This is a genomic window from Bradyrhizobium sp. Mp19 (assembly GCF_029952935.1).
GTDB classification, from domain to species: Bacteria; Pseudomonadota; Alphaproteobacteria; order Rhizobiales; family Xanthobacteraceae; genus Bradyrhizobium; species Bradyrhizobium elkanii.
Window position 1 is genome coordinate 1 of sequence record NZ_JASAUT010000085.1, and the last position, 26114, is coordinate 26114.

Annotated in this window: 18 protein-coding genes and 12 pseudogenes; 12 read left to right on the forward strand and 18 right to left on the reverse strand. The window is 60.0% G+C overall.

Annotated features, from left to right (window positions below):
* The coding region (locus QJT82_RS41820) for a transposase (protein WP_281446701.1) at nucleotides 1–364 on the reverse strand (364 nt) is incomplete at its 3' end.
* Between the two features lie 31 nt (nucleotides 365–395).
* On the opposite strand from QJT82_RS41820, the gene QJT82_RS41825 reads away from it, so the two are divergent.
* Nucleotides 396–1655, forward strand: coding sequence for a type II toxin-antitoxin system HipA family toxin (locus tag QJT82_RS41825; protein WP_077231205.1), 1260 nt, complete (start codon nucleotides 396–398; stop codon nucleotides 1653–1655).
* 382 nt (nucleotides 1656–2037) lie between these two features.
* Here QJT82_RS41825 and QJT82_RS41830 read toward each other — a convergent pair.
* The 4 genes and pseudogenes from QJT82_RS41830 to QJT82_RS41850 all read right to left on the reverse strand — a co-directional run.
* Nucleotides 2038–2265: pseudogene (locus tag QJT82_RS41830) on the reverse strand (ATP-binding protein); the annotation flags it as partial.
* Between the two features lie 34 nt (nucleotides 2266–2299).
* Nucleotides 2300–3337, reverse strand: a complete 1038-nt coding sequence (locus tag QJT82_RS41835) for a ferritin-like protein (RefSeq protein ID WP_016847902.1) — start codon at nucleotides 3335–3337, stop codon at nucleotides 2300–2302.
* A 17-nt stretch (nucleotides 3338–3354) separates the two neighbouring features.
* Nucleotides 3355–3714, reverse strand: a complete 360-nt coding sequence (locus tag QJT82_RS41840) for a GMC family oxidoreductase (RefSeq protein WP_077231204.1) — start codon at nucleotides 3712–3714, stop codon at nucleotides 3355–3357.
* A gap of 269 nt (nucleotides 3715–3983) precedes the next feature.
* Nucleotides 3984–4256: pseudogene (locus QJT82_RS41850) on the reverse strand (transposase); the annotation flags it as partial.
* A 310-nt stretch (nucleotides 4257–4566) separates the two neighbouring features.
* Between QJT82_RS41850 and QJT82_RS41855 the strand changes: the two are divergent.
* Both QJT82_RS41855 and QJT82_RS41860 read left to right on the forward strand, forming a co-directional pair.
* Entirely contained in the window at nucleotides 4567–4956 is a 390-nt protein-coding gene (locus tag QJT82_RS41855) for a hypothetical protein (protein WP_016847906.1), read from the forward strand.
* Nucleotides 4957–4978: 22 nt separating this feature from the next.
* Nucleotides 4979–5308, forward strand: coding sequence for a hypothetical protein (locus QJT82_RS41860; protein WP_157788236.1), 330 nt, complete (start codon nucleotides 4979–4981; stop codon nucleotides 5306–5308).
* Nucleotides 5309–5341: 33 nt separating this feature from the next.
* On the opposite strand, the pseudogene QJT82_RS41865 reads toward QJT82_RS41860, so the two are convergent.
* From QJT82_RS41865 to QJT82_RS41875, 3 genes and pseudogenes are all read right to left on the reverse strand, one after another.
* A pseudogene (locus QJT82_RS41865) lies at nucleotides 5342–6427 on the reverse strand (IS256 family transposase); the annotation flags it as partial.
* A 17-nt stretch (nucleotides 6428–6444) separates the two neighbouring features.
* Nucleotides 6445–6735: pseudogene (locus QJT82_RS41870) on the reverse strand (transposase); the annotation flags it as partial.
* Between the two features lie 57 nt (nucleotides 6736–6792).
* Nucleotides 6793–7284 (reverse strand): helix-turn-helix domain-containing protein, encoded by a 492-nt coding sequence (locus tag QJT82_RS41875; RefSeq protein ID WP_038388815.1) that lies wholly within the window; start codon nucleotides 7282–7284, stop codon nucleotides 6793–6795.
* Nucleotides 7285–7570: 286 nt separating this feature from the next.
* Between QJT82_RS41875 and QJT82_RS41880 the strand changes: the two genes are divergently transcribed.
* The gene (locus QJT82_RS41880) at nucleotides 7571–7777 is read left to right on the forward strand and encodes a cold-shock protein (protein ID WP_016847835.1); all 207 of its coding nucleotides are present in this window, start codon (nucleotides 7571–7573) and stop codon (nucleotides 7775–7777) included.
* A gap of 166 nt (nucleotides 7778–7943) precedes the next feature.
* Here the strand turns inward: QJT82_RS41880 and QJT82_RS41885 are convergent.
* From QJT82_RS41885 to QJT82_RS41895, 3 genes and pseudogenes are all read right to left on the reverse strand, one after another.
* Nucleotides 7944–8163: pseudogene (locus tag QJT82_RS41885) on the reverse strand (IS6 family transposase); the annotation flags it as partial.
* A 188-nt stretch (nucleotides 8164–8351) separates the two neighbouring features.
* Entirely contained in the window at nucleotides 8352–9833 is a 1482-nt protein-coding gene (locus QJT82_RS41890; protein ID WP_259235391.1) for an NEL-type E3 ubiquitin ligase domain-containing protein, read from the reverse strand.
* Between the two features lie 860 nt (nucleotides 9834–10693).
* The gene (locus QJT82_RS41895; protein WP_077231198.1) at nucleotides 10694–11059 is read right to left on the reverse strand and encodes a MarR family transcriptional regulator; all 366 of its coding nucleotides are present in this window, start codon (nucleotides 11057–11059) and stop codon (nucleotides 10694–10696) included.
* Here QJT82_RS41895 and QJT82_RS45690 point away from each other — a divergent pair.
* The 4 genes and pseudogenes from QJT82_RS45690 to QJT82_RS41920 all read left to right on the forward strand — a co-directional run.
* Nucleotides 10950–11659, forward strand: a pseudogene (locus tag QJT82_RS45690) (zinc-binding dehydrogenase); the annotation flags it as partial. The gene QJT82_RS41895 and the pseudogene QJT82_RS45690 overlap by 110 nt on opposite strands.
* Nucleotides 11660–11810: 151 nt before the next feature.
* Nucleotides 11811–12194, forward strand: a pseudogene (locus QJT82_RS41910) (helix-turn-helix domain-containing protein); the annotation flags it as partial.
* A 5-nt stretch (nucleotides 12195–12199) separates the two neighbouring features.
* On the forward strand, nucleotides 12200–12697 hold the full coding sequence (locus QJT82_RS41915) for a hypothetical protein (RefSeq protein WP_244436103.1): 498 nt from the start codon (nucleotides 12200–12202) through the stop codon (nucleotides 12695–12697).
* A gap of 181 nt (nucleotides 12698–12878) precedes the next feature.
* Nucleotides 12879–13016, forward strand: a pseudogene (locus QJT82_RS41920) (IS5/IS1182 family transposase); the annotation flags it as partial.
* A 194-nt stretch (nucleotides 13017–13210) separates the two neighbouring features.
* On the opposite strand, the gene QJT82_RS41925 reads toward QJT82_RS41920, so the two are convergent.
* Entirely contained in the window at nucleotides 13211–14542 is a 1332-nt protein-coding gene (locus QJT82_RS41925) for an FAD-dependent oxidoreductase (RefSeq protein WP_244436101.1), read from the reverse strand.
* A gap of 916 nt (nucleotides 14543–15458) precedes the next feature.
* On the opposite strand from QJT82_RS41925, the pseudogene QJT82_RS41930 reads away from it, so the two are divergent.
* Nucleotides 15459–15668, forward strand: a pseudogene (locus tag QJT82_RS41930) (DDE-type integrase/transposase/recombinase); the annotation flags it as partial.
* A 53-nt stretch (nucleotides 15669–15721) separates the two neighbouring features.
* Here QJT82_RS41930 and QJT82_RS41935 read toward each other — a convergent pair.
* On the reverse strand, nucleotides 15722–16990 hold the full coding sequence (locus tag QJT82_RS41935; protein ID WP_253577499.1) for an IS256 family transposase: 1269 nt from the start codon (nucleotides 16988–16990) through the stop codon (nucleotides 15722–15724).
* Nucleotides 16991–17089: 99 nt separating this feature from the next.
* Here QJT82_RS41935 and QJT82_RS41940 point away from each other — a divergent pair.
* Nucleotides 17090–18142, forward strand: a pseudogene (locus QJT82_RS41940) (IS110 family transposase); the annotation flags it as partial.
* An 81-nt stretch (nucleotides 18143–18223) separates the two neighbouring features.
* Here the strand turns inward: QJT82_RS41940 and ltrA are convergent.
* The 4 genes from ltrA to QJT82_RS41960 form a co-directional block, all read right to left on the reverse strand.
* On the reverse strand, nucleotides 18224–19663 hold the full coding sequence (ltrA, locus tag QJT82_RS41945; protein ID WP_246718579.1) for a group II intron reverse transcriptase/maturase: 1440 nt from the start codon (nucleotides 19661–19663) through the stop codon (nucleotides 18224–18226).
* 483 nt (nucleotides 19664–20146) lie between these two features.
* Nucleotides 20147–21799 (reverse strand): IS66 family transposase, encoded by a 1653-nt coding sequence (locus tag QJT82_RS41950; RefSeq protein ID WP_038388905.1) that lies wholly within the window; start codon nucleotides 21797–21799, stop codon nucleotides 20147–20149.
* A 48-nt stretch (nucleotides 21800–21847) separates the two neighbouring features.
* Complete coding sequence (gene tnpB / locus QJT82_RS41955) at nucleotides 21848–22195, reverse strand: IS66 family insertion sequence element accessory protein TnpB (protein ID WP_038388906.1); 348 nt, start codon at nucleotides 22193–22195, stop codon at nucleotides 21848–21850.
* Nucleotides 22192–22593 carry a transposase gene (locus QJT82_RS41960; RefSeq protein WP_038388908.1) on the reverse strand — a complete coding sequence of 134 codons (402 nt, stop codon included), beginning with the start codon at nucleotides 22591–22593 and terminating at the stop codon, nucleotides 22192–22194. The genes tnpB and QJT82_RS41960 overlap by 4 nt, the downstream gene beginning before the upstream one ends.
* Before the next feature lie 161 nt (nucleotides 22594–22754).
* On the opposite strand from QJT82_RS41960, the gene QJT82_RS41965 reads away from it, so the two are divergent.
* Nucleotides 22755–24200 carry an IS4 family transposase gene (locus QJT82_RS41965; protein WP_038373858.1) on the forward strand — a complete coding sequence of 482 codons (1446 nt, stop codon included), beginning with the start codon at nucleotides 22755–22757 and terminating at the stop codon, nucleotides 24198–24200.
* Nucleotides 24201–24220: 20 nt separating this feature from the next.
* Nucleotides 24221–24349 (forward strand): annotated as a pseudogene (locus QJT82_RS41970) (IS110 family transposase); the annotation flags it as partial.
* Nucleotides 24350–24996: 647 nt separating this feature from the next.
* Here QJT82_RS41970 and QJT82_RS41975 read toward each other — a convergent pair.
* Nucleotides 24997–26036: pseudogene (locus QJT82_RS41975) on the reverse strand (ATP-binding cassette domain-containing protein); the annotation flags it as partial.
* Nucleotides 26037–26114: the final 78 nt, after the last annotated feature.

The window sequence follows — 26114 nt, forward strand, 5'->3', positions numbered from 1 at the left end:
CCTCCCCATCTCCGTTCATACTTTTTTTGAGCAGACGGTTCTCCAGGGTCAGATCGGCGACGGCCTCCTTCAAGGCGGCGGCCTCCCGACGGAGGTCCTTCACCTCGCCGGAGGTCGCAGCTCGCGCCGTGTCGCCGGCCAGGCGGCGCTTGCCGGCCTCGAGAAACTCCTTGGACCAGCCGTAATACATCGAGGCGGCAATGCCTTCTCGGCGGCAAAGCTCGGAGATGTTCTCCTCGCCGCGCAATCCCTCCAGCACTATGCGGATCTTCTCTTCCGCCGAATACTGCCGGCGGGTCTGGCGCCTAATGTCCTTTAGCACTTGTTCTGCCGGCGCTTTGCCCGGTCCGGATTTCTGCTTCATCTTCGCTCCTGGTGGCTACGATGAACCAGAAATCCTCCCTCCGCAAAATCCCCCTGTTTGTCTCACAGGCCCTGACGGCGAACAGAAATCTACCTTCCCGATTTCCCTCTCGCTTCCCTTGCGCGAAGACCGCTATCTGGGCACGGCGGTCACCAATGTCTTTGACAATCTCCTGCCGGACAGTGAGCCGATCCGAAAGCGCGTCGCCGAGCGCGTCGGCGCCGCCGGGACCGATGCGTACAGCATGCTCTCGGCGCTCGGCCACGATTGCGTTGGCGCTCTCCAGTTCCTGCCCGAGGGTATAGAAGCAGGCCGGGCCGGCGCAATCGATGGCAAACACATCAGCAATGACGGCATTGCCGAGATCATCGCGAATCTGGCGACGGCTCCACTGGGCCTCGGCGAGGACGATGCCTTCCGGATATCCATTGCCGGCGCACAGGAAAAGACTGCTCTCCTGCGCCGGGAAGGCAAATGGTACACGCCTGCCGGAACGACGGCGACGACACATATCCTCAAGCCGCAGATTGGACGTTTGCCAAACGGGGGAGATCTCTCCAACAGCGTTGAGAACGAGTATTTTTGCCTCAAATTGCTTGCTCGACTTGGCATTCCCACAGCCCATGCCGAGATGGCCGACTTCGGCGGCCGGCGAACGTTGGTCGTTCAGCGCTTCGATCGTTTATGGACGGCAGACAAACGTCTGCTGCGCCTTCCTCAGGAAGATTGTTGCCAGGCGCTCTCGATTGCACCAACACGCAAGTACCAGTCCGAAGGTGGTCCCGGCCTTAAAGAGATTCTGGAGCTCCTCAAAGGCAGCGACGTTCCGGGAGAAGATCTCGCGACATTCATGCGGGCCGCTATCGTATTTTGGCTGATTGGTGCCACCGACGGGCACGCGAAGAATTTTAGCATCTTCTTGACACCGGGAGGACGCTTCCAACTAACCCCGCTTTACGACGTGCTCAGCGCCCAACCGAGCCTTGATGCGCGGCAGATTCAGCCGAAAGCTTTTAAGCTGGCCATGTCCGTTGGAAAAAGCCGACATTATACCGTGAACGAAATTCTGCCGCGACACTTCTTGCAAACGGCGGACCTTTCAAAGGTCATAAGCCAAGCGAGCGTACGCACGCTATTCATCGATCTGGTCTCTCGTTTCGAGGAAGCCTTCGATGAAGTGACAAAGGGGCTACCAAAGTCCTTTCCAAAGGATTTGACGACGTCAATCCGCGCCGCGGCCCTTCATCGCATTGAGCTCATCAAAGATGAGCTCAAGCGCAACCAACACTAGCCGTCGACCGCCCGATCTAAGGCATAGGCTGTTGGCGTATGCGTCTCATTCGCCGAATCTTCCTTTGTGCATGTCTCTCGGCCAAGCGCCTCTCGCGCAACGCCTTCAGTGCCACCCGACGCCATTCACGTATTTCACGGCGAGCGCCGGCGCGGAGCCGTTTTGGTACCGAGCGCAGGCCGGCGAACTTCCGGCGGAACTCATTGTCGACCGCAATCTCTGCACCATCGCATTCAGCCAGTTCGCCGCCTGAAACATCGCTCTGTTCATTTGCCGAAGGAGATGGGGCACGACCGTGGCAGGGCCGGCCCCTGTGTCACTCTCGGTACAACGACTTTTGCCGCTCGCGCCAGGCAGCATCCTCGTCATCACGACCACGCTGTCAATCGGCTTGCAAATTTGCCCCCTCATCGGCGTCCAATTTTGACCCCTTTGCACGGCGGGGTTTGGCGGTAGCGCTCGTCTCGTCGGAGCTGGCCGGGATAGCGGAGGCGAGACGAGCGCGGGTGGCGTGATCATCGTCTCGGCTCTTGAACCGCCAGCTATCGTTGCCGGTCTCGACAATGTCGCAGTGATGGGTCAATCGGTCGAGCAGCGCGGTGGTCATTTTGCCGCTATCCGTTCAATTCAGCATCGGACCGATATTACTCGAATGTCGGACAACCCACGGCTTTTGGATCGCTATCCAGAGGCAGCTTCATCATGTCATGGGCGACCGGCGTCAACCCATGCATTCCGTTCATGATCGCGGTGTAGAGTGCCTGCGGCGTGCCATTCAGCGCTTCGTGCAACTGCATCAGCATGTCGGTGTAGCGGAGATTGAACGCGTCGTTCAGTTTGTTCAGTGCTGAGCCGTCGCGATAATCTTTTCGGTCTGGATTCTTCTTCACGGGATAGACGGCCGCGTAATCCACGACGATCTTGGGACCACTCGGCGGCCCAGCGGGGTCGTCGGTCCTTTGATAACGGGAACCATAAAAGATTTCGCTGAACCGATAATAGTGCCCCATGTCGAATTCTTGCGTGAAGGCGGCCGCATTTCCGTCAGGCTTGGGCCAAGCGCCTTCTCCTTGCGCGATCACGATGTTCAGCGCCGCCGTCGCGCTCGCCAGGTCTGAAACGGCGATGATCTCCCCACCGCTCGACCAATAGTAGTCTTTGAGCAACTGTCGCTTTGGATCACCAGTAAACAAGCTACCTGGATGATCCCGATCGAGCTCAGCCAGCACGTCGAGGATGCGATGGTAGAATTCGCCAATCGTGAGGGCCGGCACGTGAAGGTCCTGAGCCCAAAACGTAGTGAAGCGGCGCGGTTGTTCCGGCTGCTCGATCTTCATAAACGTTTCGATCGCGGCCGAGCTGAATGCCTCCAGGTTGATGGGAAACTGCCGATCGCTGAAGGCTTTGCCTTCGAAGGTCAGCGTGAGCGGATATCGCGGAATCGTATCTTGGTCGATACGCGGCTTGCCGCCAATTGCATTGAGGACATTGGCGACGAGCGCCAGATGCAGCATTTCCTCGATCATGACACTGCGGATGAGCTCGGCCGCTTCACGGTTTCCCGGCAGCTTGATGCTGAGGAGCGCGATGAGATAGGGCGGAATGGTCGCAAGCTCGAGCTCAATGGCGGTCTGCAACCATCGCTCTAGCAAGGCCTTCTTTTCGGCAAGCGTATCAGCCAAGGATCTTCTCCTGAAACTTATGCCGTATTAATGTGCTTAGCGAGCCGAAATGAGAGCGCTGTCAACGTCAGCGTCGGATTGATCGAACCCAGATTTGGAAAAACCGCGTTCGAGCATACGAAGAGGTTGTCCATCTCGTGAACGCGAAGATTGCTGTCAACCACGCCATGCTCTGGGCTATCGCTCATCCGGCAGGTGGAGGCCGCATGATCGGCCCGCCAGGATACCGTGGCATCCGCCGTGAGCTCGGCATCCATGGCCGAGTAAATCCGTTGCACCTCGGCCTTGATCTGCGCCATGCGTCCCGTGAAGCCGGGCGGCCGAATACTTGACGATCGTCTGCGGCAGGCCGATGCGGTTGCGGCTGCTGAGGTCATTCGTGACGATGTTGTCGTGCTCGCCGAATACCTCGATCATGCCGTGCAATTGAACGGACTGCTCGCCGATTAGGTACTCATCGATCTTCTGACGGGAGAAGCCAGCCTGCATGTGCGCGGCTAACGTCACCGGGACGCTGTCGGGCGGATTGATCAGCATGAATTTGCCGGGCCCTTGCTCTGCCGCGCTGTCGAAGTGGCGCGAAACCAGTGTTGGAAAGTACATTTCGGGCTGGAGCTTTTGAGGATTGGTCTTTGTCTTGCCGGTAAACATTGCGGCCGGCTTCTCGTTCAAGCCGCCGGCTCGATTGCACCCGGTTCAGATAGCCATAGATGTAAAGCTTCAGAAGAACCGAGGGGGGATACGACGGCCGACCCGTTGCTGCCAGCTCCGCTCCCTCAAAGCCCATCTCGGCCAAATCGAGCGCATCGACAAACACGTCGATCACTCGAACAGGGTTGCTCTCGTCAATGAAATCATCGAGGCATTCGGGCAATAATGTCCATTGCCCACGATCGGCCTGCTCAACGAAGCGCCTCATCAGCGTCCCCCGCAGAATCACAAGGGAATCATAGCAAAGCAGCAGCGTTTTCACACAGCCAGGGTCAAACGCCGACCGATCAATGTGGCGATCGTGGCGATGGAAAATGAGGCTGCGCGCACGCTATAGGCCGCTTCTAGCTTACGAACGGATCCACCAGCGCGAATACAAGAGCTCGCCAGCGTAGATCGGTTTATCGCGCAATTCAGTAAACGAAAGGGTGGCGGTTCCCCACCAGTCCCGGTAGCTAGAAGTTCTCCTCACTCACGATCATCGTGATGTCACGGTTGTCGGCAGAGCCGGAGGCAAAATGAACCCCGTCCAAGCAATCAAGCATCTCGACACCTTCGCCCAGCAACCAAAGGACGGCGACCTCGAGGCCGCGCTGGAGGCGCTTAAGGAAGTGAAGGGGGTCGTTGACAGGGCCGAGACGGCGATCGCCGTTGAGTGTGGGATGGAGGCGCCCGAAATCAACATGGAGCCGCTCGGCATCGAGGCGCACGACGTAGTGGGCAATGGCAGGATGACGGGATTTAACTTTACTCTGCTGCACGGGAATCAGCGGGCGCACTTTCGGGTTTTTGACTTTGAGCCTGCCACCTCAGACGAGCTTCGCAGGAGACTGATTGACCTCTCTGAGATCCTTCGCCAGGGGGCGATCAAGAAAAAGTGTGTTGGGCTAGAGAGTTTGTTTGGCTAACGGCGACGAGGAGTTTTCATTTATGAGCGCGCTTTACAGAATGTGCTTTGGTGGAGTTGCCAACCAAGGCGGCGGATGCATCTATGTCGGTAACGGCAAGATTTTTGGCGCGGATGGCGGCGGCGTCCTATACCGTGGTTCATACACTGAGCGGGCCGGCGAAATGCATGTGAGCGTCACCCTCAGCGCGGTCGCAGATGCGGTGAAGCTGGTTACCGGATATCGCCTCGCCAAGGGGGAGAATTTGCCACTATCAGCCAAGTGGCCCTGCGACTTCGCAAATGGCGTTCAACAGATCCAGGTTGGCGGCAAAACCGTCGATATTTGCTTTGAAAAGATTGGAGATATTTAGGACCTATGGCTGACTTTGGGTGACGCGGCCTGATCAGGCGGCGTGGCTTTCAGTGTTCGGAATGACTTCGATTTTGTCGATGAACTTTACACCGGCGATGACTTTCGGCAACTGGTTCGTGCTCTTCAATCGCCGCCAGGTCTTCGATGCGGCGTCGATGAGCTTGAACACCATCAGCTTCGCGGTTTGTTGCGACAGCGATCCCTTGGTCCGCACCGTTCGGTGGCGCACCGTGGCGAAGACGCTCTCGATCGGGTTCGAGCTGCGTAGGTGGATCCAGTGCTCAGCAGGGAAGTCGAAGAAGGCGAGCAGCGCGTGGCGATCCTTGATCAGGCACTCCACCGCACGTTCGTATTTGACGTGGTATTTCTCGACGAAGACGTCGATCGCGGTTTCAGCTTCGGCCCGGTGTGGGGCCAGATAGATGTTCCGCAGGTCGTTCTTCATGGGGCCCTGCACGGATTTGGCGACCTTGTCGAGTACGTTGCTCACTTTATGGCACCAGCATCGTTGGTGCCGCGTGCCGGGAAAGGCCTCGTCCAGTGCCTTCCAGAAGCCGAGGGCGCCGTCGCCGATGGCGAGTTGCGGGGCAATCCGTAACCCGCGTTGCCGCAGGTCGATCAGGAGTTCGCGCCAGCTCTGCGCGCTCTCGCGCACGCCGACCTGGAAGCCGATCAGCTCCTTCTTGCCTTCCGGCGTGGTACCAATCAGCACCAGCATGCATTCGCTGTGATCTTCCATGCGGGCCTGCAGGTACACGCCATCGGCCCAGATGTAGACATAGCGACGCGCCGACAGATCGCGTCTCTGCCAGCGTTCGTACTCGACCTGCCAATCGGCCTTCAGGCCGGCGATCACCGAAGGCGACAGGTTCGGCGCATCCTTGCCGAGCAGCGCCGAGAGCGCCTCCTGGAAGTCGCCGGTCGAGATGCCGCGCAAATAGAGGACCGGGATCAAGGCATCCAGGCTCTTCGTCCGCCGCGCCCATAGCGGCAGGATTGCCGAACTGAAGCGGAGGCGGTCGCCTGGCCCGCTCGCTCCGCGGTCGCGGACCTTGGGACGAGCGACCTCCGCCGGACCGATGCCGGTCGCAATCTCGCGCACCGGACCGTGCCCATGCCCGGAAAGGCTTCGTAGAGTGACGCCGTGCTGTGGATGTTGAGATTGTCCTGGACCAGAATAATGGTCTTGGCGTTCGCGAAGTGGACATCTGCCAAGTCTTTCAAGACGTGAGCGTAGTCCACGGCGGTATAGCGATCGGTGACTTTGACATGGCGCCAGCCTTCAAGCCGCGCGAACATCATGAACAGGTTGGCGGTGCCGTTGCGCTCGTACTCGTAATCGCAACGGGCCGGACGTCCCGGTTTCATCGGGATCGGCACTCGCGTCTCGGCGAGCAGTTGCTTTGAGCTCTCGTCAAGGCACACCAGCGGGCGATCCGGATCGCGTGGCCGCGTAGACCGCCAGCACGTCCTCCATGGCGGCTACGAACGCGCTATTGGCCTTCGGCGGAATGACCCAGCACTGTCGGCGATGGGGCTGGAGAATGTTTTTTTGAGCGCTCTTCCGATCGTCGAGTCGCTGGCGCGATCGACAATCTTCAGCTCCACGACCTTCTTCTCCAACAGCCGCAAGGTCCAGCGTGCGCGCCCCTTGGGCGGCTTGGAACAAGCCAGGGCAATCAGTTTGGCTTCCTTCTCGCCATCAAAAATCCGAGCAACCGCCGGTGTCGCCCGTTGCTTGCGGCTCAACACCGCCTCAAAGCCCTCCTCCGCCAGTTGCTTCCGCACCCGGTAAACCATGGAAACGCTGGTGTCGAAAGCCTTGATAATCCGGGTGTCACTCCAACCTTCACCGGCTTCCGAGACATCGGCCTTCAACAATATCCGCGCTTTCAGCAGCCGCTGCGCTGGGCTTTTGCCTTTCCGTATCAACGCTTCAAGCTGTTCGCGTTCATCGCCACTCAGCCGCAACATACTTCTTCACCGAAATCTCCTTGGCAGCCATCATCGTCTCCGTCGCTCCCGTTGCGACGCAATCGAATCATAAAAAAACCTTCCTTTCAAATTAATTGAAGCGAGCGACTAGCCTAAGAATGTTGGCAGTCGCACGCGGTTGTCAGCTTTGCGTCCATTGTCGTCGACTCAGAGCTTGCCAACCCTGTAGGATGAGCATTTTTGGTCCGGCACGCCAGTTGCTCTGTTCGCGGCGCCCTTACCCATCAGCGTACGGATTGGGCGCGGCGGCAAAGGAAGTGATCGTATGGCAACAGGTACAGTGAAGTGGTTTAATGATCAAAAGGGGTACGGATTTATCACTCCAGATGACGGCGGAAGCGACATTTTTGTCCACATTAGCGCCGTAGAACGCGCTGGACTCTCTGGTTTGGCAGAAGGCCAAAAGATTTCTTACGAAGTCAAAGTCGACCCCAAGCGTCGCAAGAGCAGTGCAGAAAACCTGCGGGTCTGATCACGTCCGCTGGTGATAGATATCCGGCAACAATTGCTAAAGCGAACAGGCTGCGTTTTTTTCAGAGATGACGCAGCGAATTAGGAGTGCGGCACGTCTTTGGATTGACCTTGTTCGCCGTCTTTTGCGTCTATATCCGCGTCTGGTCGACAGCGCGCCAGAGCTAATTTTGTGCGCCCGCGATCGAGATAACGATCTCGCCCAGATGCCATTTGTCACCGCGAGCGGAAGCGCGCTGGCGTATCCGATCGGAGAACGCCTCGCCGAATTTCCGTCCCCACTGGCGCACGGTTTCAGAGGTCACGCCAATGCCAAGGCCGCCAACATTTCCTCGACCATGCGAAGCTTGAGGGGAACCGGAAATACAACCAAACGGCATAGCTGATGACTTCCGGCGAGAAGCGATGGCGGCTATAAAGAGGGTCCCGGCGGTCGGCATGTCGGTCGTGTACCCCCGTCGGCCGCTCCTGTCGTTGACGGTGCCCTCGAACAAGCCCCATAGGCCTGCAAGATCGCGCATAGCCTCCTTCGCGTGACGCGACTTCACAGCCCCCCAGATTCGACCTTAAGCGCGTCATCGATTCTGCGAGAGCCGCCGCTGGAGTGCCGGCCGATCGGCGACGAGATCGGCGAGGTGAAGCGGCCCGTGATCTGGCGGCTCTCCTTGCGCCAATCGTCTCGCTAGCGTCCGTGTGGCGTCCACCACAAAGACGCCGCAATCATAGCCATTCCTCTGACGGGCCATGCGGACTGGTACAAGGTTGACGCTCAGGATTGTTGCGAGCTTTGTTGCAGCCGCGCTGTTGTGCGGCCCGGCTGAGTCATAATGATAGGCAGCCCGGTGGCGGCGATCAACGAACATTAGCGACCAATGGTCGCCTTCTTGATCAGCACGACCGTTGTTCACTGGCAGAAACAGGAAGTCGGCTGTATCGTTAGGCTCCTGATCCACCCGGACGATCTCCTGAAGAATTTCCTGCCTGACAGTCTCGTCCGCGGTTTCGCGCAACAGCAGGGCCTGCGCCGGTTTCACGAACCGCGTCCGGGCGACCAGCTCTGGATACTCCCTCTCCAACTCCGCGCGCACGAGCGCGTAATCCGCTGTGATATGTTCGTCGCCCAGCCATTGCTCGGGGGCGAGCGCCAGCGGATGTTCTGGTCTAATGCCTAATTCGGAGACCTCTCCACCCGTTTGATCCGGCCTGGGAAGAATGTGCCGGTCCGACTGCAGCCCGGGCCTAAAGCCAGCGAGCACCTTATCCCTTAGAGCCCCCTTGATCTCGCGTTCGATTTCCTTGCGGACCTCGACCCCTAATTGCCGCTCCGCATCGCCATCGCCGGTCAGGTTCAGGGCGGCGAGCCTTTTCTTCAGTCGGTCATCGAACTCCTCCCCCATTGCATCGATGAGCTGTTCCTGCATCGCTTCATAGTCTTCGGGTGCAATGCGGCGCTCCACCGTCTCAAAAGGCTCCCAGCTCGCCAAATAATCGTCGAAGCCCGCCGTCTCCTCGTTCTGCACACGCGTCTCGGCCTCGTCAATGTCTTCGTCCTTGACGCCAGAGGCCTCGAAGAAACGCATATCCGGGGCGACGACGGGCTCCAGCTTCAGCCGCTTGCGCAGCTCGGCCTGATAGGCCAGATGGACCTCGATGTAGTCGAGCTCCGCGACGGGGGAGGAGCGGAGCAATTCGGCCTTGAGTAAGCGGGCCTTCTCGTGCGCGATCTTCTCCAGCGCGTCCAAGCGGAACATGACGCGGCCCAGACTGACAAGCTCGTCGAGCCGATTGTCATAGACCCTGTTCTCGATGTCTAGGATCAAGCGTGCGCATTGCATGCTGTTCCAGGTCAAAGTTCTCCGATCCTCGCAGGTTTGGTTGGCATCGACAGCCAACTCGAAATACCGCGCGCGCAATTGCGGATTGTTCGCCGCCCGCCGTAGATCTTCGACCACCGCCTGCCGGAATCCTTCATCGGCAACGTTGACGTTCTGCGTCAGCAGCTTGTGCAGAAAGCGCGCGTAATCCTGGGCGCCCTCCTCTTCGGAAAACCCTGCCAGAGGGCCACCGTCTCCGGCTCGCCATCAAGCCAGTCCGCGACCGCCTCGGCCAGAGTCCGCGCTGGACCTTGCGTCCCTGTTCGCGTCCCTGCTCTGCCCATCAGGATTATCGGTCCATGATAGCCCCCAGCATCCCGGGCTGTCGCAAAGTCCGTCAGCACCCGCTCGGACAGGGGATTCTCCCTCAGATTAACTAGGAACGCATCTCTCAGCTGCGTCAGCAGATTCTCGGGCACACTCGTCAGCCGGTTATTATGAGCGTGGAGCCAGCGGAGCGTGGCAGGAAGGCGGTCCGGCAGGCTGGTCAGCTGGTTGCCGAAAACAGTGAGCCTTCGGAGCGTGTTTGGGAGGGCGGGAAGGCTGGTCAGCCGATTCAACCGGGCGTCGAGTTCAGACAGACTGGGCGGAAGCTCAGGCAGGTGGGTCAGCTGATTGTCGCTGACGTTTATCCGCTGGAGCGCGAGCCACGCCGGCAGGCTAGGGGGTGACAAAACCGTTAGGGCCAGCGACGTAAGGGCTAGCTGCCTGGAACTTGTGGCCACCTCCCAAGCTCTTGTTATTCTTACCGTCTCTAGCCGAGCCTCCGCTTCGGCCCAGGCGTCAAGATTGGGCAGCTGCGACGATTGGACAGGAGCGTCGGCGGCTCGCGGCGCCCGGATGAAGCACTGGCCACACCGCCTCATCGCCCGGGAGAGGACGCAGAGGCAACCTCGCGGTTGATCTTGTTCTGAAGGTTCGGGACGGATGCCAGAATCCCGTTCGGCCTGCCCTGCGTCTGAGGCGCCATCTCGTCCTTGTCGTCGTTGACGACGCAAATTGCCGCTTTCGTCCATCCCGACATCCGATCGACTATTGGTTCATCACAGTGATTGTGACGTTTTGATACCGAGCCATTCGAGGATGGGCAAGTTTTCGGGGGCCACGAGGATTTCGACGCTTCGGGGAACGCCTGGCTGACGGCGGATGAAGCCGTTTCGTTCGAGAGTGAGGATCATCTGGTGGACTGAGGGCGGGCTGACGCGGAAATGGCGCTGGATGTCTTTTTCTGCGGGCGGCTGTCCGAACATGAACGAATAGGTATGGATGAAAGCGAGGTAGTGACCCTGCTTCTCGGTGATTCTCGGCAACAAGATCGACGACACGAAGGCCGAATATGTCCGGACGCCGCATGCCGACACTGGCCTCCCCCATTTGCCTGATGGGGTTGATGAGGAAGCTTTCGTCATGCTCAGCGACATCCTTCCCACCGGATTCGAATGCGGCGTGCTCAACGGCAAGATCTCGCCCGGCTCCGCCGTCGCCATCGTCCGTGCCTGCCCCGTCGGCCTCGCTACGCTGCTGACCGCACAGTTCTATTCGCCTGCCGAGGTCATCATGATCGATCTCGACGACAAGCGCCTCGCCATTGCGCGCCAGTTTGGCGCAACACAGACGGTCAACAGCGCTGATGGCAAAGCAGTTGAAAAGGTTCGCGCGCTGACGGGGGAGATGGCGTGGATGCTGCCGTTGAGGCCGTCGGCGTACCGGCGACTTTCGAACTTTGCACGGACATCGTCTCGCCGGGCGGTGTCGTGGCGAACGCTGGCGTACACGGCGTCAAGGTCGATCTGTACCTGGATTGGCTTTGGTCCGAGAACATATCGATCGCCACGCGGCTGGTGGACACCGTCTCGACGCCCATGCTGCTGAAGACGGTCGTTTCCCACCGCATTGAACCGAAGCTGTTGATTACACACCGCTTCAAGCTCGACGAGATCATGGACGCCTACGACATGTTCTCGCGTGCAGCAGAGACCGGGGCCTTGAAGGTGATCATCGAGACATAAAACAGCGAGGAAGGCAGTGGTGTCGGCAGGCAGAAGAGAGAGGTTTCGACACAGCCCAGGCACGAAAGTTGTCTGAGGTTGCAACGAACCTTTGAGGGCCACCTGGGCGGATTCAGGCGGTCGTCGCAACGCTCTGGAGGTGGAGGTTGCGATGAGCATTCGAAAGCGGCGATCGGCACGGTCAGGACGAGCGCCATTACCATCGCCAGGACGACCGTCTGCTGCAGGGCGCGATGAACAAAATCGATTCTGGCGGGCGATTGCCGGTGGACTGAGCAGCGAAGAGGCTGCGCTCGAAGCCGGAGTGTCGCAACCTGTCGGAACCAGATGGTTCCGAAAGGCGGGCGGCATGCCACCAGCGATGTTCAGATCTTCGGCCAAGCCGCTCTCTGGGCGGTACCTCTCATTGGTAGAGCGCGAGGAGATCGCACTTCTCAAGGTGCAGGGCCATTCCATACAGGAGATTGGGCGCCGTCTCGGTCGGGCTGCCTCGACAATCTCGCGTGAACTGCGGCGCAATGCGGCCACCCGCAGCGCGGCATGGACCCGCGGGCTGCCATAGCGGCCACCGCTGTCCTGATGGACCTGTCGGATCGCAGCCAGGAGCGCGGTATTGGTGGTTGCGCGTCCGCTCAGCGGACGCCCACGCCAAGCGTAATAACCGGCCGCCGAGACCTCGAGCACAGCGCACATCAGCCGCACCGGATAGGCATCGCGATGATCCTCGATGAAGCGGAAGCTCATGTCCGGGTTCCGGCAAAGATCGCGATCGACTTTTGTAAAATGTCGCGCTCCATGCGCAGCCGCTCGTTCTCCTCGCGCAGCCGGGCGATCTCGGCAGCCTGGTCCGCCGGCATCGGCGTCGCCTGCGTGGTGGGGCGCCGCGCCGCCGCTGCCGGCTCCTGCCGGAGCTTCTCCACCCAGCGCCGAAGCACCGAATCGCGCAGACCGAGTTCCTTGCCGACCGCCGTGATCGACCGGCCACTCGATGCTCAGCAGCCTGCCGCTTTGTACTCCTCGGTAAACGATCGACGTTGACGCTCTTGCATCCGACATCTCCGGGCTCTCAGAGCCTACTACAGGTTTCCACTCATTCGGAGGAGGTTCAAACCGCCGCTTGCAGCATCAACTGCAGGCAGCAAAAGCTCTAACCCCCGATGAGCCAGAGCCTCCCTTCTCGAAACGCGTGATCAGTCTCAAATTATCTGACGTCGGACAGCGGGACGTTGTTGACCGCACAGAGACACCCGCCGGCTGCGCGATCGAGGGGTCTATGTGGACAACGACTACCGGCGGCCACGACGCGCGAAATCCTCGCCGCGTCTTCACTGCAGGTCAGAAGCGCGGCGTCGTCGGCGCGAGCTGTGCCGCCCAGTCCTCCTCTCAAACTCTGTAATATTGAATCATTTAATCGGTAGTTGCCGGCCGAAATAGATGCTGCCTCTGGGAGCGAGTGGGCAGAAGCACGTTTGCCCGGAACACGGCGCCCACTCGGAGCTATTTTTTTCAAAACTTGGTTGTCTCCAATTGACTTCGGCGGCCGTTTTCGATTCAGACAGGCGCAGACAGGAATGCGTAGCCTTCACGAAGAAGACCTATCTGATATTCTCGGCTATGCATCGGATTGCGTTCTTCGTTACAAATGGCGTATCCGATGTCGTATATGCGCTTGACCCTCTCCTCACGCCGAACGCAATACCCCGCGAGCGCGGTTTCCAGGTCGCGGCTGCGACGGAGTTCCTGAGCGAGGACCAGAGCATCCTCGATCGCCATGCCGCCACCCGACGTCATCTGCGGTGTCAGCGAGTGAGCCGAGTCACCCAACAATACGACGCGGCCGCGGTGCCATGGTGCAGGCATCATCAATACGTCGAACGGGCGGTAGCTTATATGATTGCCCTCGCCGACCAAGTCGGCCGCTTGGATCAGTTCGGGCGCCGTAAATGGGGCGAGCAGGTTTCGAACATAATGGCAAACCTGATCTTGAGCGACACGAAGCTTTTCATCCGTGGTTTCCAGGAAGAACAGGTAACACAGCTCCTTCGACAGCGGCAGCGCGCCAACCACTCTCCCCGTCGGATGGCGATAGAGGATGAAGCCGTCCATAGCTTCGGTCCGAGAAACAGTGTAACGCCATACTCCTTGGCCGGCGTAGTGCGGCTTGAACTCTTCGCCGAAGATTTGCTGGCGCGTCTTGGAATAAACGCCATCGGCCGCGATCAACAAGTCTGCGCGATCTGTCTCGCCGTGCGAGAGCTGCACCGTCACGCCCTCAGCGTCCTGATCAATCCGAGTGACAGTCGTATTGAAGGCGATCTCGGCGCCGCTCGTCCTGGCGGCCTCCTCCAGGATCTGCCCGAGGCGCGGCCGCATGATCCCTAGCGCGGCTGGACGATCCGGGTCCCAAATTCTTGGCGAGAACTGCTGAAGCAGCGGGTTTCCGGCGGCGTCGCGTATCGATACGACGTCCCACCCGTGACCGCCTTGCAGACACGCTTCCACCAATTCCAATTCGGCGAGCGCTCGCAGCGCATTCCCGAGTAGGGTGATGCCAGTCCCGATCCGGTCGCTCCTATCTCCCATTTCGATGACTCGCACAGACACGCCGATGCGTCGAAGCGCATGGGCCGCTGTCAAGCCGCCAATACCACCGCCCAGGACGATAACGTTCTTCACCGCGCCCATGTTTCCTCCTACACGTCCGTTGTTCATCTCCCGTGGTGAACTGCGCCACTGCGTTTTCTCTGTGTGCAGTTCATCCGCTCGATGCAGCGAGACTGCGATGTACTTCGTTTCGAGAGAGTCCCGCGCAAGACCGCTCGCCTTGCTACCGCCGAAGAGCGCCGTGGGATTGGAAGCGAGCCCCCTGTTGAACGCGACCATGCCGCTCTGCATCTGGCCGGACAGACGCAAACCCCCGCTTCAGATCCTTCGGAACCTAGTTTCGTTGGCGTGCGCCCCGCCGTCGAAGGGCACGATTGGCGCCACTTCGCTGAGATCCGGCCGCTGCTGAAACTCGTCGATCACCGACTTCTAAACGATGTCGAAGGACTGGAGAATCCGACCGCCGCGGTCATCGTCGATTGGTTCTGACCGCATTCTTGGCTGCTTGGCTGCTAGCGTGTGCGGATTTACGAGAACGACGAGTCTTGGGTGGAGGTTAGGGTCGGTTGAGTGAGGCCATGAGCTGGGGCAGACGAAATAAAGGGCTTCGCAGCTGCGCCTGAGCCGCAAAGTCGACGCCATCTGTAGAACGTTGATGGTGTTGGTCCCGATCTCGATGATGCGATCAGCGTAGATTTTGAACGGAGCTGCTTGTGTCGGACTGCCTATCGCCTTCATCCGGTGCACCGTTCGCAAGTGAGGCCGAACTGCAAGCCAACTTTGTAGCGCCTAATGGAGCTTGGGCGGCCAGATCTGCCAATCATCGTCACAGATCGGACAAATCTCGCCTTCCTCGATGCCGAGATCACTCAGGTGCCCGCTCACTGAGTGCGGAAATTGCCAAGGCAAATCCGCCGTGTCTGGCGTCGAGTTCAAAACGGATGTCCCCGAAGTCGAGCGAAGCCTCATGGCGTCGGTCGCAGCAGGCATGATAACCGCAAACGTTACGTTCTGAGGCCGCCGCTCTCCAGGTGACCAATTAAGACCATGCAACCGGCTACCATGTGTGCCATCCAACGAGTTAGATCGCCCCAGCTAACTCTAGGCGCACTCATCACGAAGTGCGACTACCAATTCTTGGAGGTGGCAGGGCCCCGGGATGTCCCGATCGCTATTGAACTAGGTCGGGCCGGCGCGCATCCTCAATATCGTCGACGATGTCACCAAGGAATGTCTGGGCGCCATTCCTGACACGTCGATCTCGGGCCGGCGTGTGGCGCGGAAACTGACGACGGTTGTCGCGCGGCGTGGCAAACCCGGCCTGATCGTCTCCGACAACGGCACCAAACTCACCTGTAACGCCATGCTGGCCTGGTACAAGGAAACCGGCATCGACTGGGACTATGGGACGAACGGGCGTCAACTGAGCTATGGCTGACTTTGGGTGACGCGGCCTGATCAGGCGGCGTGGCTTTCAGTGTTCGGAATGACTTCGATTTTGTCGATGAACTTTACACCGGCGATGACTTTCGGCAACTGGTTCGTGCTCTTCAATCGCCGCCAGGTCTTCGATGCGGCGTCGATGAGCTTGAACACCATCAGCTTCGCGGTTTGTTGCGACAGCGATCCCTTGGTCCGCACCGTTCGGTGGCGCACCGTGGCGAAGACGCTCTCGATCGGGTTCGAGCTGCGTAGGTGGATCCAGTGCTCAGCAGGGAAGTCGAAGAAGGCGAGCAGCGCGTGGCGATCCTTGATCAGGCACTCCACCGCACGTTCGTATTTGACGTGGTATTTCTCGACGAAGACGTCGATCGCGGTTTCAGCTTCGGCCCGGTGTGGGGCCAGATAGATGTTCCGCAGGTCGTTCTTCATGGGGCCCTGCACGGATTTGGCGACCTTGTCGAGTACGTTGCTCACTTTATGGCACCAGCATCGTTGGTGCCGCGTGCCGGGAAAGGCCTCGTCCAGTGCCTTCCAGAAGCCGAGGGCGCCGTCGCCGATGGCGAGTTGCGGGGCAATCCGTAACCCGCGTTGCCGCAGGTCGATCAGGAGTTCGCGCCAGCTCTGCGCGCTCTCGCGCACGCCGACCTGGAAGCCGATCAGCTCCTTCTTGCCTTCCGGCGTGGTACCAATCAGCACCAGCATGCATTCGCTGTGATCTTCCATGCGGGCCTGCAGGTACACGCCATCGGCCCAGATGTAGACATAGCGACGCGCCGACAGATCGCGTCTCTGCCAGCGTTCGTACTCGACCTGCCAATCGGCCTTCAGGCCGGCGATCACCGAAGGCGACAGGTTCGGCGCATCCTTGCCGAGCAGCGCCGAGAGCGCCTCCTGGAAGTCGCCGGTCGAGATGCCGCGCAAATAGAGGACCGGGATCAAGGCATCCAGGCTCTTCGTCCGCCGCGCCCATAGCGGCAGGATTGCCGAACTGAAGCGGAGGCGGTCGCCTGGCCCGCTCGCTCCGCGGTCGCGGACCTTGGGACGAGCGACCTCCGCCGGACCGATGCCGGTCGCAATCTCGCGCACCGGACCGTGCCCATGGCGGACCAGGCGCGCTCGACCGTCGGGCAGCGTCAGATTGGCCGTGCTGGCCAGAAACGCGCCAACCTCGATCTCGATCGCCCTAGCAAGCAGGTCCCGCGCGCCGGCTCGAACGATATCGGTCAGTGGATCATCAACCGCGGACGGCTGACGGAAAGCAAGAACATTGGTAGTCTCGTTCATGGCGTATCGCTCTCCTTGAGAGATCCCATGGGCTGGATGGCGACCGATTTTCTTGGAGAAAATGAGGTCACCTGAAAACCACGCATCTCGAGGGTGACTATGCATACGACCGCACGATCCGCACAGCCGACCACCATCCGCAGCGACCTGAGTGCAATTTTCGTCTCATTGGAGCTCAGTCGCTCGACCTGGCTGATCACGTCGTTGTCGCCGGGAAACGGCGAGAAGATGTCGAAGTATTCTGTGCCGGCTGGAGACGTATCCGGGTTGTTCGCTCGGTTCTTGAAGCTGAGCGAGAAAAGCCGGGCCAAGACTGGGCATACCTATCCGATCGTTACCATTCAGGAGGCCGGCCTGGATGGCTTCTGGGTTCATCGGGTACTTGAGAAGGAAGGAATCGAAAGCCATGTCGTGGACCCGGCTTCGATCGCGACATCAAGCCGGCGCAGGCGGGCCAAGACGGATCGCATTGACGGTGAGGCGCTGCTGCGGACCCTGATGGCCTACAAGCGGGGCGAGCCGCGCGTGTGCGCCATGGTGCGGGCGCCGTCGCCCGAGGAAGAGGATCGGCGTCGGATTTGCCGCGAGCGCAAAGCGCTGATTGTCGAGCGTGTCGCCCACGTCAATCGCCTCAAGGGTCTGTTGTTCTCACAAGGAATCACCAATTATGAGCCGCTGCGCAAGGACCGGCGAGAACGGCTTGCCGAACTGCGAACTGGCGATGGGCGTATGCTGCCTGCGCATATGAAAGCCCAGATTTGCCGGGAGTTGGATCGGCTTGAACTCCTTCTCGAGCAGATTAGGGCGGTTGAGGACGAACGCGACACGCTCATCGCTGCGCAAGCTGCCACGGCAACGCCTTCGCCAGTCACGATGCTGATCAACCTCAAAGGCATCGGCGCTGAATTTGCTGCCATCCTGTGGTCGGAGGGCTTGTTTCGGCGTTTTGATAACCGTCGTCAGGTTGCCGCTTACGCGGGGCTGGCGCCGACGCCTTGGCAGAGCGGGTCCATCGACCGGGAGCAAGGTGTCTCGAAAGCGGGCAATCCGAGACTGCGAGCGACGTTGATCCAGATGGCATGGCTGTGGTTGCGCCATCAGCCCAACTCTGCGTTGGCCCAATGGTTCAATGAACGCGTTCGGCGCAGTGGTCGCGGTAGGGACACGGATTTCTCCGTGCCCCCCGCCCAGATCCGTACGTGCGGAACTACCGCATACGGCTCCTGCCTTGGGTCATGACGTATACCTTGGGTTGGGATGCGGATGACGTGCGCGGACTTTCGGGATGTATCGCCCAATGAATCGTCGGAACCTTTCCCAGGTCATGCGAGAGCGCTGGCTGCGTCGACGAAGCGAGCGCAGCCAGGCCCGGCAGACCTCGGCGCGGAACATGCCGAGCCGCTTCAGGTTCCCCGGGATCGCGTGGTAGTTCAGGTATCCCTGCATCACGCGACGGAGCCAAACGCCGGTCTCACCGATAGGCGCATGGCGGCGTTTCATCAGGTCGTGTCGTATCGCACTCAGCGTCGCCCGCAAGCGAGAGGCGATGGTCACGCGCCGGATTGTGAAGTGCGGGTTTATCCGGGTCACCGCGCAGATGTGCGTGAACCCGAGGAAGTCGAACGTTTCCGGGCGGCGTTGCCCCCGGCGTGCGCGGCGCTCGGCCGCGTACCGTCCAAATTCCAATACCCGCGTCTTCTCCTCATTCAGCGACAGACCGAACTTCGCCATCCGCTCACGCAGTGCGTCGAGAAAGTGCAGGGCCTCGGACTTTGTTTCGAAGCCCATGACACTGTCGTCCGCATAGCGGACGACGATGACATCCCTTCTTGCCGACTTACTTCGCCACTGATGAGTCCAGAGGTCGAAGACGTAGTGCAAGTAAATGTTAGCAAGAAGCGGTGAGATCACTGCTCCTTGCGGAGTACCTACTCGTGCTACGGACTTCAATCCACCTTCGACAACGCCAGCGGTTAACCACTTGCGTATCAGTCGTAAGAGCCGGCGGTCTGCGATCATCCTGTGCTCGAGGAACTGCATCATCCACCCGTGATCGATCGTATCGAAGAACGAACGGATGTCAGCGTCGAGCACCCAGTTCACTCTTTTCTGATGAATGCCGATCCACAGTGCGTCCAGCGCTTGGTGCTGGCTCCGCCCCTCCCGGAATCCATAGGAAAAGCCGAGAAAGTCCACCTCGTAAATCGCATTCAAGACCGTCGTCACCGCGTGCTGGACGATTTTATCCTCCAGCGCTGCGATTCCGAGCGGTCTCAGTTTGCCATTTATCTTGGGGATATACACTCGGCGAGACGGGAGTGCCCGATAGCGGCCTGACTGGACCGCGTCCCAAAGCACTTCGATTCGCTCGTCGAGTCCTTCCTCGTAGTCACGCCATGTCACTCCGTCGACGCCGGATGCAGCGGAGTGCTTCAGTCCCCTGAAGCTTTCCGTTAGCAATTCGCGCGTCACATGGTGCATCAGCGCTGTGAACCGTGTCTTCCTATTCCGTCTTGCCAGTTCACGTATAACATCCAACCTCGTCGACGCGCTGGTCCGGCTCTGTGTCCGGGGCACGGGAGGATGTTTGCTATTGCCCTTGGCTGCCCGCCTTCCCTCCGGACCTTCCGCGAGCATCGGTGTGGACCCGTCGCTCTTGTTCAGATCGTTCATTGGTACTGTGCAGACATCCGACTTCTCGTCGACGGTGGTGCTGGGCTTACGGCATTCAGCCTTCCCCAGCCTGCCCGAAGATTGTTCCCCCTCGGGCGACGACGAGATCTCCCAGTTCCTGTGCGAAGGATTTCCCCGCATGCTCAGGGTCTCCGACCGCGTGGAGCCGTTGGGTGGCTTGCGATAGACGCCGTCCAACGTGTTGCCTTCCGCATTGCATAACTGCGTCGGCGCTCCAGACTTTCGATTTCGCGGCTCAATGGCTGGCCTGCGGTTTCCCCTGTCAACGCTTCGAAGTCGCCCTCACGGACGCCTCCGCATGACTCGGGGTCAGGGTGGGTCGCTACTCCTTTCCTGTATCGAACTTTCATCGACTATCCTTCGCCAGTTTCACTGGCGCACTACGCATACGACGAAGGCCGCCGGATTGGCACATGCGCGTGAGAGCGGCGAGCTCTATGATGGCTGGGCGTCGCGTGAAGGTCAGGCGGCCTGCTGATCGGCGGGTTTGTCGGCTTTGCGCAGGAGCTTCCATTCCCAGGGCAGCAATTCGTGCAGGCGCGATGCGGGAAGATCGGCGATGCGAGCGAGGACGCCGGCGAGCCAGGCTTTCGGATCGACGTCGTTGAGACGACAGGTCGTGATCATCGTCAGCATGATGGCGGCACGGTCGGCACCACGCTGGCTGCCGGCGAAGGTCCAGTTGCGCCTTCCCAAGGCGATGCCTCTCAATGCGCGCTCAGCACAATTGTTGGTCAAGCAGATCCTGCCATCGTCGAGGAAGCGGGCGAAGTCGTCCCAGCGCCTGAGCATGTAATTCATAGGCTTCAGGACCTCGGAGGAGCGAGAGAGGGTTTCGCGCTCACGCAACAACCAGGCGTGCATGTCCCCGAGGAGCGGCTTGCTCTTTTCCTGGCGCACGGCGCGCCGCTCTTCGGCGCCGCAGCCGTTAATGGCGCGCTCGATGTCAAACAATACATCCAGGCGCCTGACCGCCTCCAGCGCGATCGGAGAGACCGGTTTACCTCTCTTGCCTTCCCGGGCATTCTTCTCGATGTCAGCCAGCTCGAAGAAGCCCCGCCGCGCATGGGCGAAGCAAAACGCCGGCGTAATCGGCAGCACCTTCTTCTGCGGGTCGAACAGCGGCTCGAAGCCGTTGTAGCAATCGGCTTGCAGGATCCCGGCGAAGGCGGCCAGATGCTTCTGGGGATGCTCGCCTCGTCGGTCGCTCGAGGCGTAATAGACCGCCGCCGGCGGCGCAGGCCCGGCAAAGGGCCGGTCATCCCGCACATAGGTCCAGATCCGCCCGGTCGTGCACTTGCCCTTCGCCAGGATACGGATGGTGGTGTCGTCGCCATGAAGGCGCTCGGCAGCGAGCACATGGCGTTCGATCAAGTGGAAGAGCGGCATCACGGCGAAGGTCCCGTGGCCGACCTGGTCGGCCAGCGTCGACAGCGGCAAATCGATCCTCTCGGCCTTGAAGCGCGCACTCTGGCGGTTGAGCGGGATATGCATGCCGAACTTGTCGAACAGGATCGTCGCCAGCAATTGTGGGCCGATGAAGCCGCGCGGCGTGGCATGGAACGGCGCAGCCGGCTGGCTGATCTTCTCGCAATCGCGGCAGGTGAACTTCTCGCGCACTGTCTCGATGACCTTGAAGCGACGCGGGATCTCCTCCAGCGTCTTGGTCACATCCTCGCCGATCTTCGCCAGCCGCGATCCGCCGCAGCAGGCGCAGCTCGTCGGAGCGTCAATGACGACGCGCTCGTGTTCGATGTCGTCCGGCCAGGGCTTGCGCACCGGCCGCTTGCGCGTGAAGGGGCGGACGTTCTGCGTCTTCGCCGCTGCGGCCTGCGCCGCAAGCTCATCCTCGCTCGCCGCGGCGACGAGGTCTTCGAGCTCTAGTTCCAACTGCTCGAGCAGCCGCGCCGTGCGCTCGGAGCGCTGCCCGTACAGTTCGCGTTTGAGCTTCTCGATCCGCAGCTCGAGATGCGCGACCAGCGCCTCGTTGTCCGACAGCTCCGCCTGCGCGCTGGCAGCCATCGCCTCAGCTCGCAGCCGCGCCTCACGCTCGGCCTGCAGCGCCGCCAGGGCACTCGCAAGGTCCGATGGAAGATCGTCCGGCTTTGATATCATGAAGCCATTGAATCAGATCAAGCAGCAGATTCAAACCTGTAAAACGACCTAACCGACGCGCGTCGGACGCCGGGTTTCTTGAGGGTTGCGCCAATCGATCCCGGATAACAGATAGCTCAATTGCGCCGGAGAGATCGTTACCGATTCACCGGCAACCGATGGCCAGATGAACCTTCCTCTCTCGAGTCTTTTGGTAAACAGGCATGCTCCCTGGCCATCGTGCCAGATCATCTTCACAAGATCGCTGCGGCGACCGCGGAAGACGAACAGATGACCGCTGAGCGGGTCTTTGCGCAACACCTCCTGCACTTGGAGCGCCAACGACGGAAAGCCTCTGCGCATATCCGTGTAGCCTGTCGCGAGCCACACTCGCGCGCCTGTCGGAACCGGGATCATCGGCGCACCAGGGCATCGAGAACTCGCCGCAGCGCGTCTCCATCAACGTCACCATCGACCCGGATGCGGTGTCCGCTACCGAGATCAATCTCGATGATGCCCTGGCTCCTCCGTCGACGCGCCGGCGCCGTCGTCAATGGCGCTTCGGCCACACCCCGCGGCGGCACAGACGGCCCAATCTCGACCGGCACCAACGGCGCGACACTCGTTTCACCGTGCTTGCAAAGCTCTTTGCGCCACCTGAACAGCTGGCTCACATGAAGGCCAGCCATGCGAGCCACCTCGGAAACAGTGGCTCCGGGCTCGAGCGATGCTGCAACGAGCCGTTCCTTCTCATCCTGTGACCACCGACGCCGCCGCTCAACCGATGTGATCACCTCTGCCCGCGAAATCGTCATAGCGCTTCTCCTAGGATTACCCCTAGGACCTGCAGCGCTCGCGTCCATCAAACAAGGCGGCCCTCAACGGCTTTCAATTACCCACATCTCGCGCGTAGGATTTGCACCGGTTGAATCTTCTGTGATTCTGTTTGTGACGCCGATTCGCGGAGGCGTCACAGATGAGCAGAGACACGGGAGCTGGTGCTGCAGGCTGGCATGACGACGAAGTCGTTGCGGCAGGGCTGCCGGACAAGCGATTGGCGCGCCGATTTGGCCGCCTGCTTGATCAGATGTCGGCGGCACCCGGCCAACCGGTCCCGGCCGCGTGCGGCGACTGGGCGGCGACGAAGGCCGCCTATCGCTTCTTCGACAATCCGCGCGTGACCGAGCATGGGATGCTGGCCGGCCATTTTGCCGCGACCGCCAGGCGCTGCGCGGCGAACGACGGACCAATCCTCATTTTGCAGGATACAACCGAGTTCATCTACAGCCGTGCGCAGCCGGGTAAGATCGGCTTCACCAAGACCATCAACGCCGGACGCTATAAGGCGGGTCAGCCGAACGTGGTGACCTTGTGTGGGGTGCTGATGCATTCGAGCTTGGCTGTAACCCTCGGCGGCACGCCGCTCGGGCTGACGGCAGCGAAGTTCTGGACACGCACGAAGTTCAAGGGGACCTGGACGCTCAAGCGGCACGTGAACCCCACGCGCGTGCCGATCGAGACGAAGGAAAGCTATCGCTGGCTGGAGAACCTGCGCCAGTCGATGGCGCTCGTGGGCACGCCGGAGCGCTGCGTGCATGTGGCCGACCGCGAGAGCGATATCTACGAGCTTTTTTGCTTGGCGCAGGATCTCGGCACGCGCTTTCTGGTGCGAGTGCAGACCAATCGCTTGGCCGCCGCGCCCGCCGGCGCGGAGCCACGGGATAGAGCTCATCGGGTCTTCACCCAGCTCTCGGCGGCGCCTTGGGCGGGACGCCATTACGTCGCGATCGGACAGGATGAGACGGCGTGCGTGCACGTGAAGTTCGCCACCATCCAAACCTTGCCGCCCGTCGGCAAGCAGAAGCGATACAGTCCTCAGCTTCTCACCTACATCCAAGCCCTTGAGATCGACCCGCCGGCGGGCCGTCCGCCGATCGACTGGAAGCTGGTGACCAATCTGCCGGTCGGAGATTTCGCCATCGCCATCGAGAAGCTCGAATGGTACGCCCTGCGCTGGAAAGCAGAGGTGTTTCATAAGGTAATGAAGTCTGGCTGCCGCGCCGAAGAGGCGAGGCTTGAGACCGCCGAGCGGCTGGCCAAGTTCCTCGCCCTCATCGCGATGGTCAGCTGGCGTATCTTCTTCCTCACCATGTCCGCACGAGCAAAGCCCGAGGTTGCGCCGGAGACAGTTCTCACCACAACCGAAATTGCGACGCTTGATGCCATCGACGCGGCGCGGGCCAAGCCGCGCATCTTGCGCAAGACCCTCGCCACCTATTTGCTCCAGATCGCCATGCTCGGCGGCTACCTCGCTCGCAACCACGATCCGCCGCCAGGAAACATGGTTGTCTGGCGAGGACTAACACGCCTCCATGACATCGTCTTCGGCCTCTCAATCAGAACTCGTCGACAATGTGGGTAATTGAAAGCCTCAACGGAGGGATACGGCGCAGTGGTGGACGTCTGAAGAAATCGACCATCGTGGCGCTAGCGCGCAAGTTGCTGGTCGCGCTTTGGAAGTACGCAACTTCAGGCATCCTCATTGAAGGAGCAATCATGAAAAGCGCGTGATCTGACCTTACGATTTTTCGAAATCTACCAGGATCTGATCAATCCTGGCGGATCCAGGTCAACGAACCGCCCAGAACGCTGGCAAAACGCCGTTTCGGAGAGAATGGTCTCGTCGTCCTGAGCCCCGCCCGCCGCAAGCGGGATATTGGTGCGGCCGTGTCAACGGCGACCGAATGTGAGGTTGATCAGGCTCGGAAATGAGCCGCGTCTGCAGCTGGGCTTGGAACCTGGATACCGGAAACAGAAAATGTATCAATTTGAATCAGCCTGCTGAAGAACCGGCCCGCTTATGCCCGACCAAGAAAGCCTGATGGCGTGCTCGATCAAGTCAAGGCCAAGCCGCTTCGCGGCGGCCCAACAGGCCGGCCTTGACTTGATCTGCGCGCGCCCATCCGAGAGGACTTGCGGTCGGGACGAAGAGGTGGCCCCCAGTCGAACAAAGAGGTGCTTCTTGTCTTGACACTCCATGCTCCATGTGAGGCTCTGGCAGGCTCGACACCCGCCTCGATACGCCGCCGTCATCATCCTCTTTCCCGCATAGCTCCTGCCGCGCCTGTCGGCAGTATCTCGCGCCACACGGCCATGCCCGGGCATCGACCCGCAACCCAGAGCTCGCGAACAATTCCGCCCAATTTCGCGATGAACCATCAGCTGCAACTTAAGCGTCCTCCGGTTTGCGTTTGCCACAAGCGAGCATAAGCGCTTTCCGCCGACAGATCAGTATGCCTGCCCTCCGCAACGATCCGGCCCCTGTCCAAGACGACTATCTTGTCAGCATCACGTATGGTGCTAAACCGGTGAGAGATCACTACGATAGTCTTGCCGGCCCGGCGCAAATTCTCAAGGAGCCGGTGCACAGTGGCTTCGGCAATCGAATCGAGAGAGGCGGTCGGTTCGTCTAAGATTAGGATTTCCGGATTTCGATATAGAGCTCTTGCCAACGAAAGGCGCTGCTTCTCACCGCCAGACAACCGTACGCCATTTTCGCCTAGGTTGGCCTGGAAGCCTCCGGGCCAATGCTCGATTACCTCTCGCAGCCCAGTTTCGTCGCAAATTTTCATGATCCTCTCGATCTCCGGTTCGAACTCGCCAAGTGCGATGTTCTCAATCACTGAGCCCGAGAATACGTGCATTGATTGCGGTACCGCAGCAACAAGCTTACGCAGGGATACGGCCGAGAAGTCCTTGAGGTCATGGTGGCCGATCCGGATACATCCCCCTCAAGCGGGTAGACGTTCTGCAGCAGCGCAGCAAGGGAACTCTTGCCGGAGCCGCTTTCCCCTACCACGGCCGTCATCTCGCCTCTGCGGAACGTGACGCTGAGATCTTGAAAGAGTTTGGGCTGGGCGCCATGACGAAACGTGACATTCTCGAAGATGATATCACCAAGATTGGATTTGGTGACATCAGCCCCTCCGTCACGTGCCGGCTCAAGGTCGAAAATCTCAAACAGGCGATCCGCCGCGATAAAGGCGTCCTGCACAACTCTGTTAGTTTGGATCAGGTTGGCGACTGGGCGGGTGATATAGCCGAGCAGCGCATAGCACGAAAGTAATTCACCAGGAGTGACGGTCTGATCCAGAACAAGCGTCGTACCGAACCACATTAGCAGGATCGTGAACAGAGTTGAGAGGAACGTAGAAGCGTTGTCTCCTAGGATCGAGATAAGGCCGGCACTGTAGACAGACTGTGAACCGCCCCGGGATTGCCGGAGGCCATTTGGTTTGAGTCACGCGGCTATACCGAACTCCTCGGTCTGCGCATA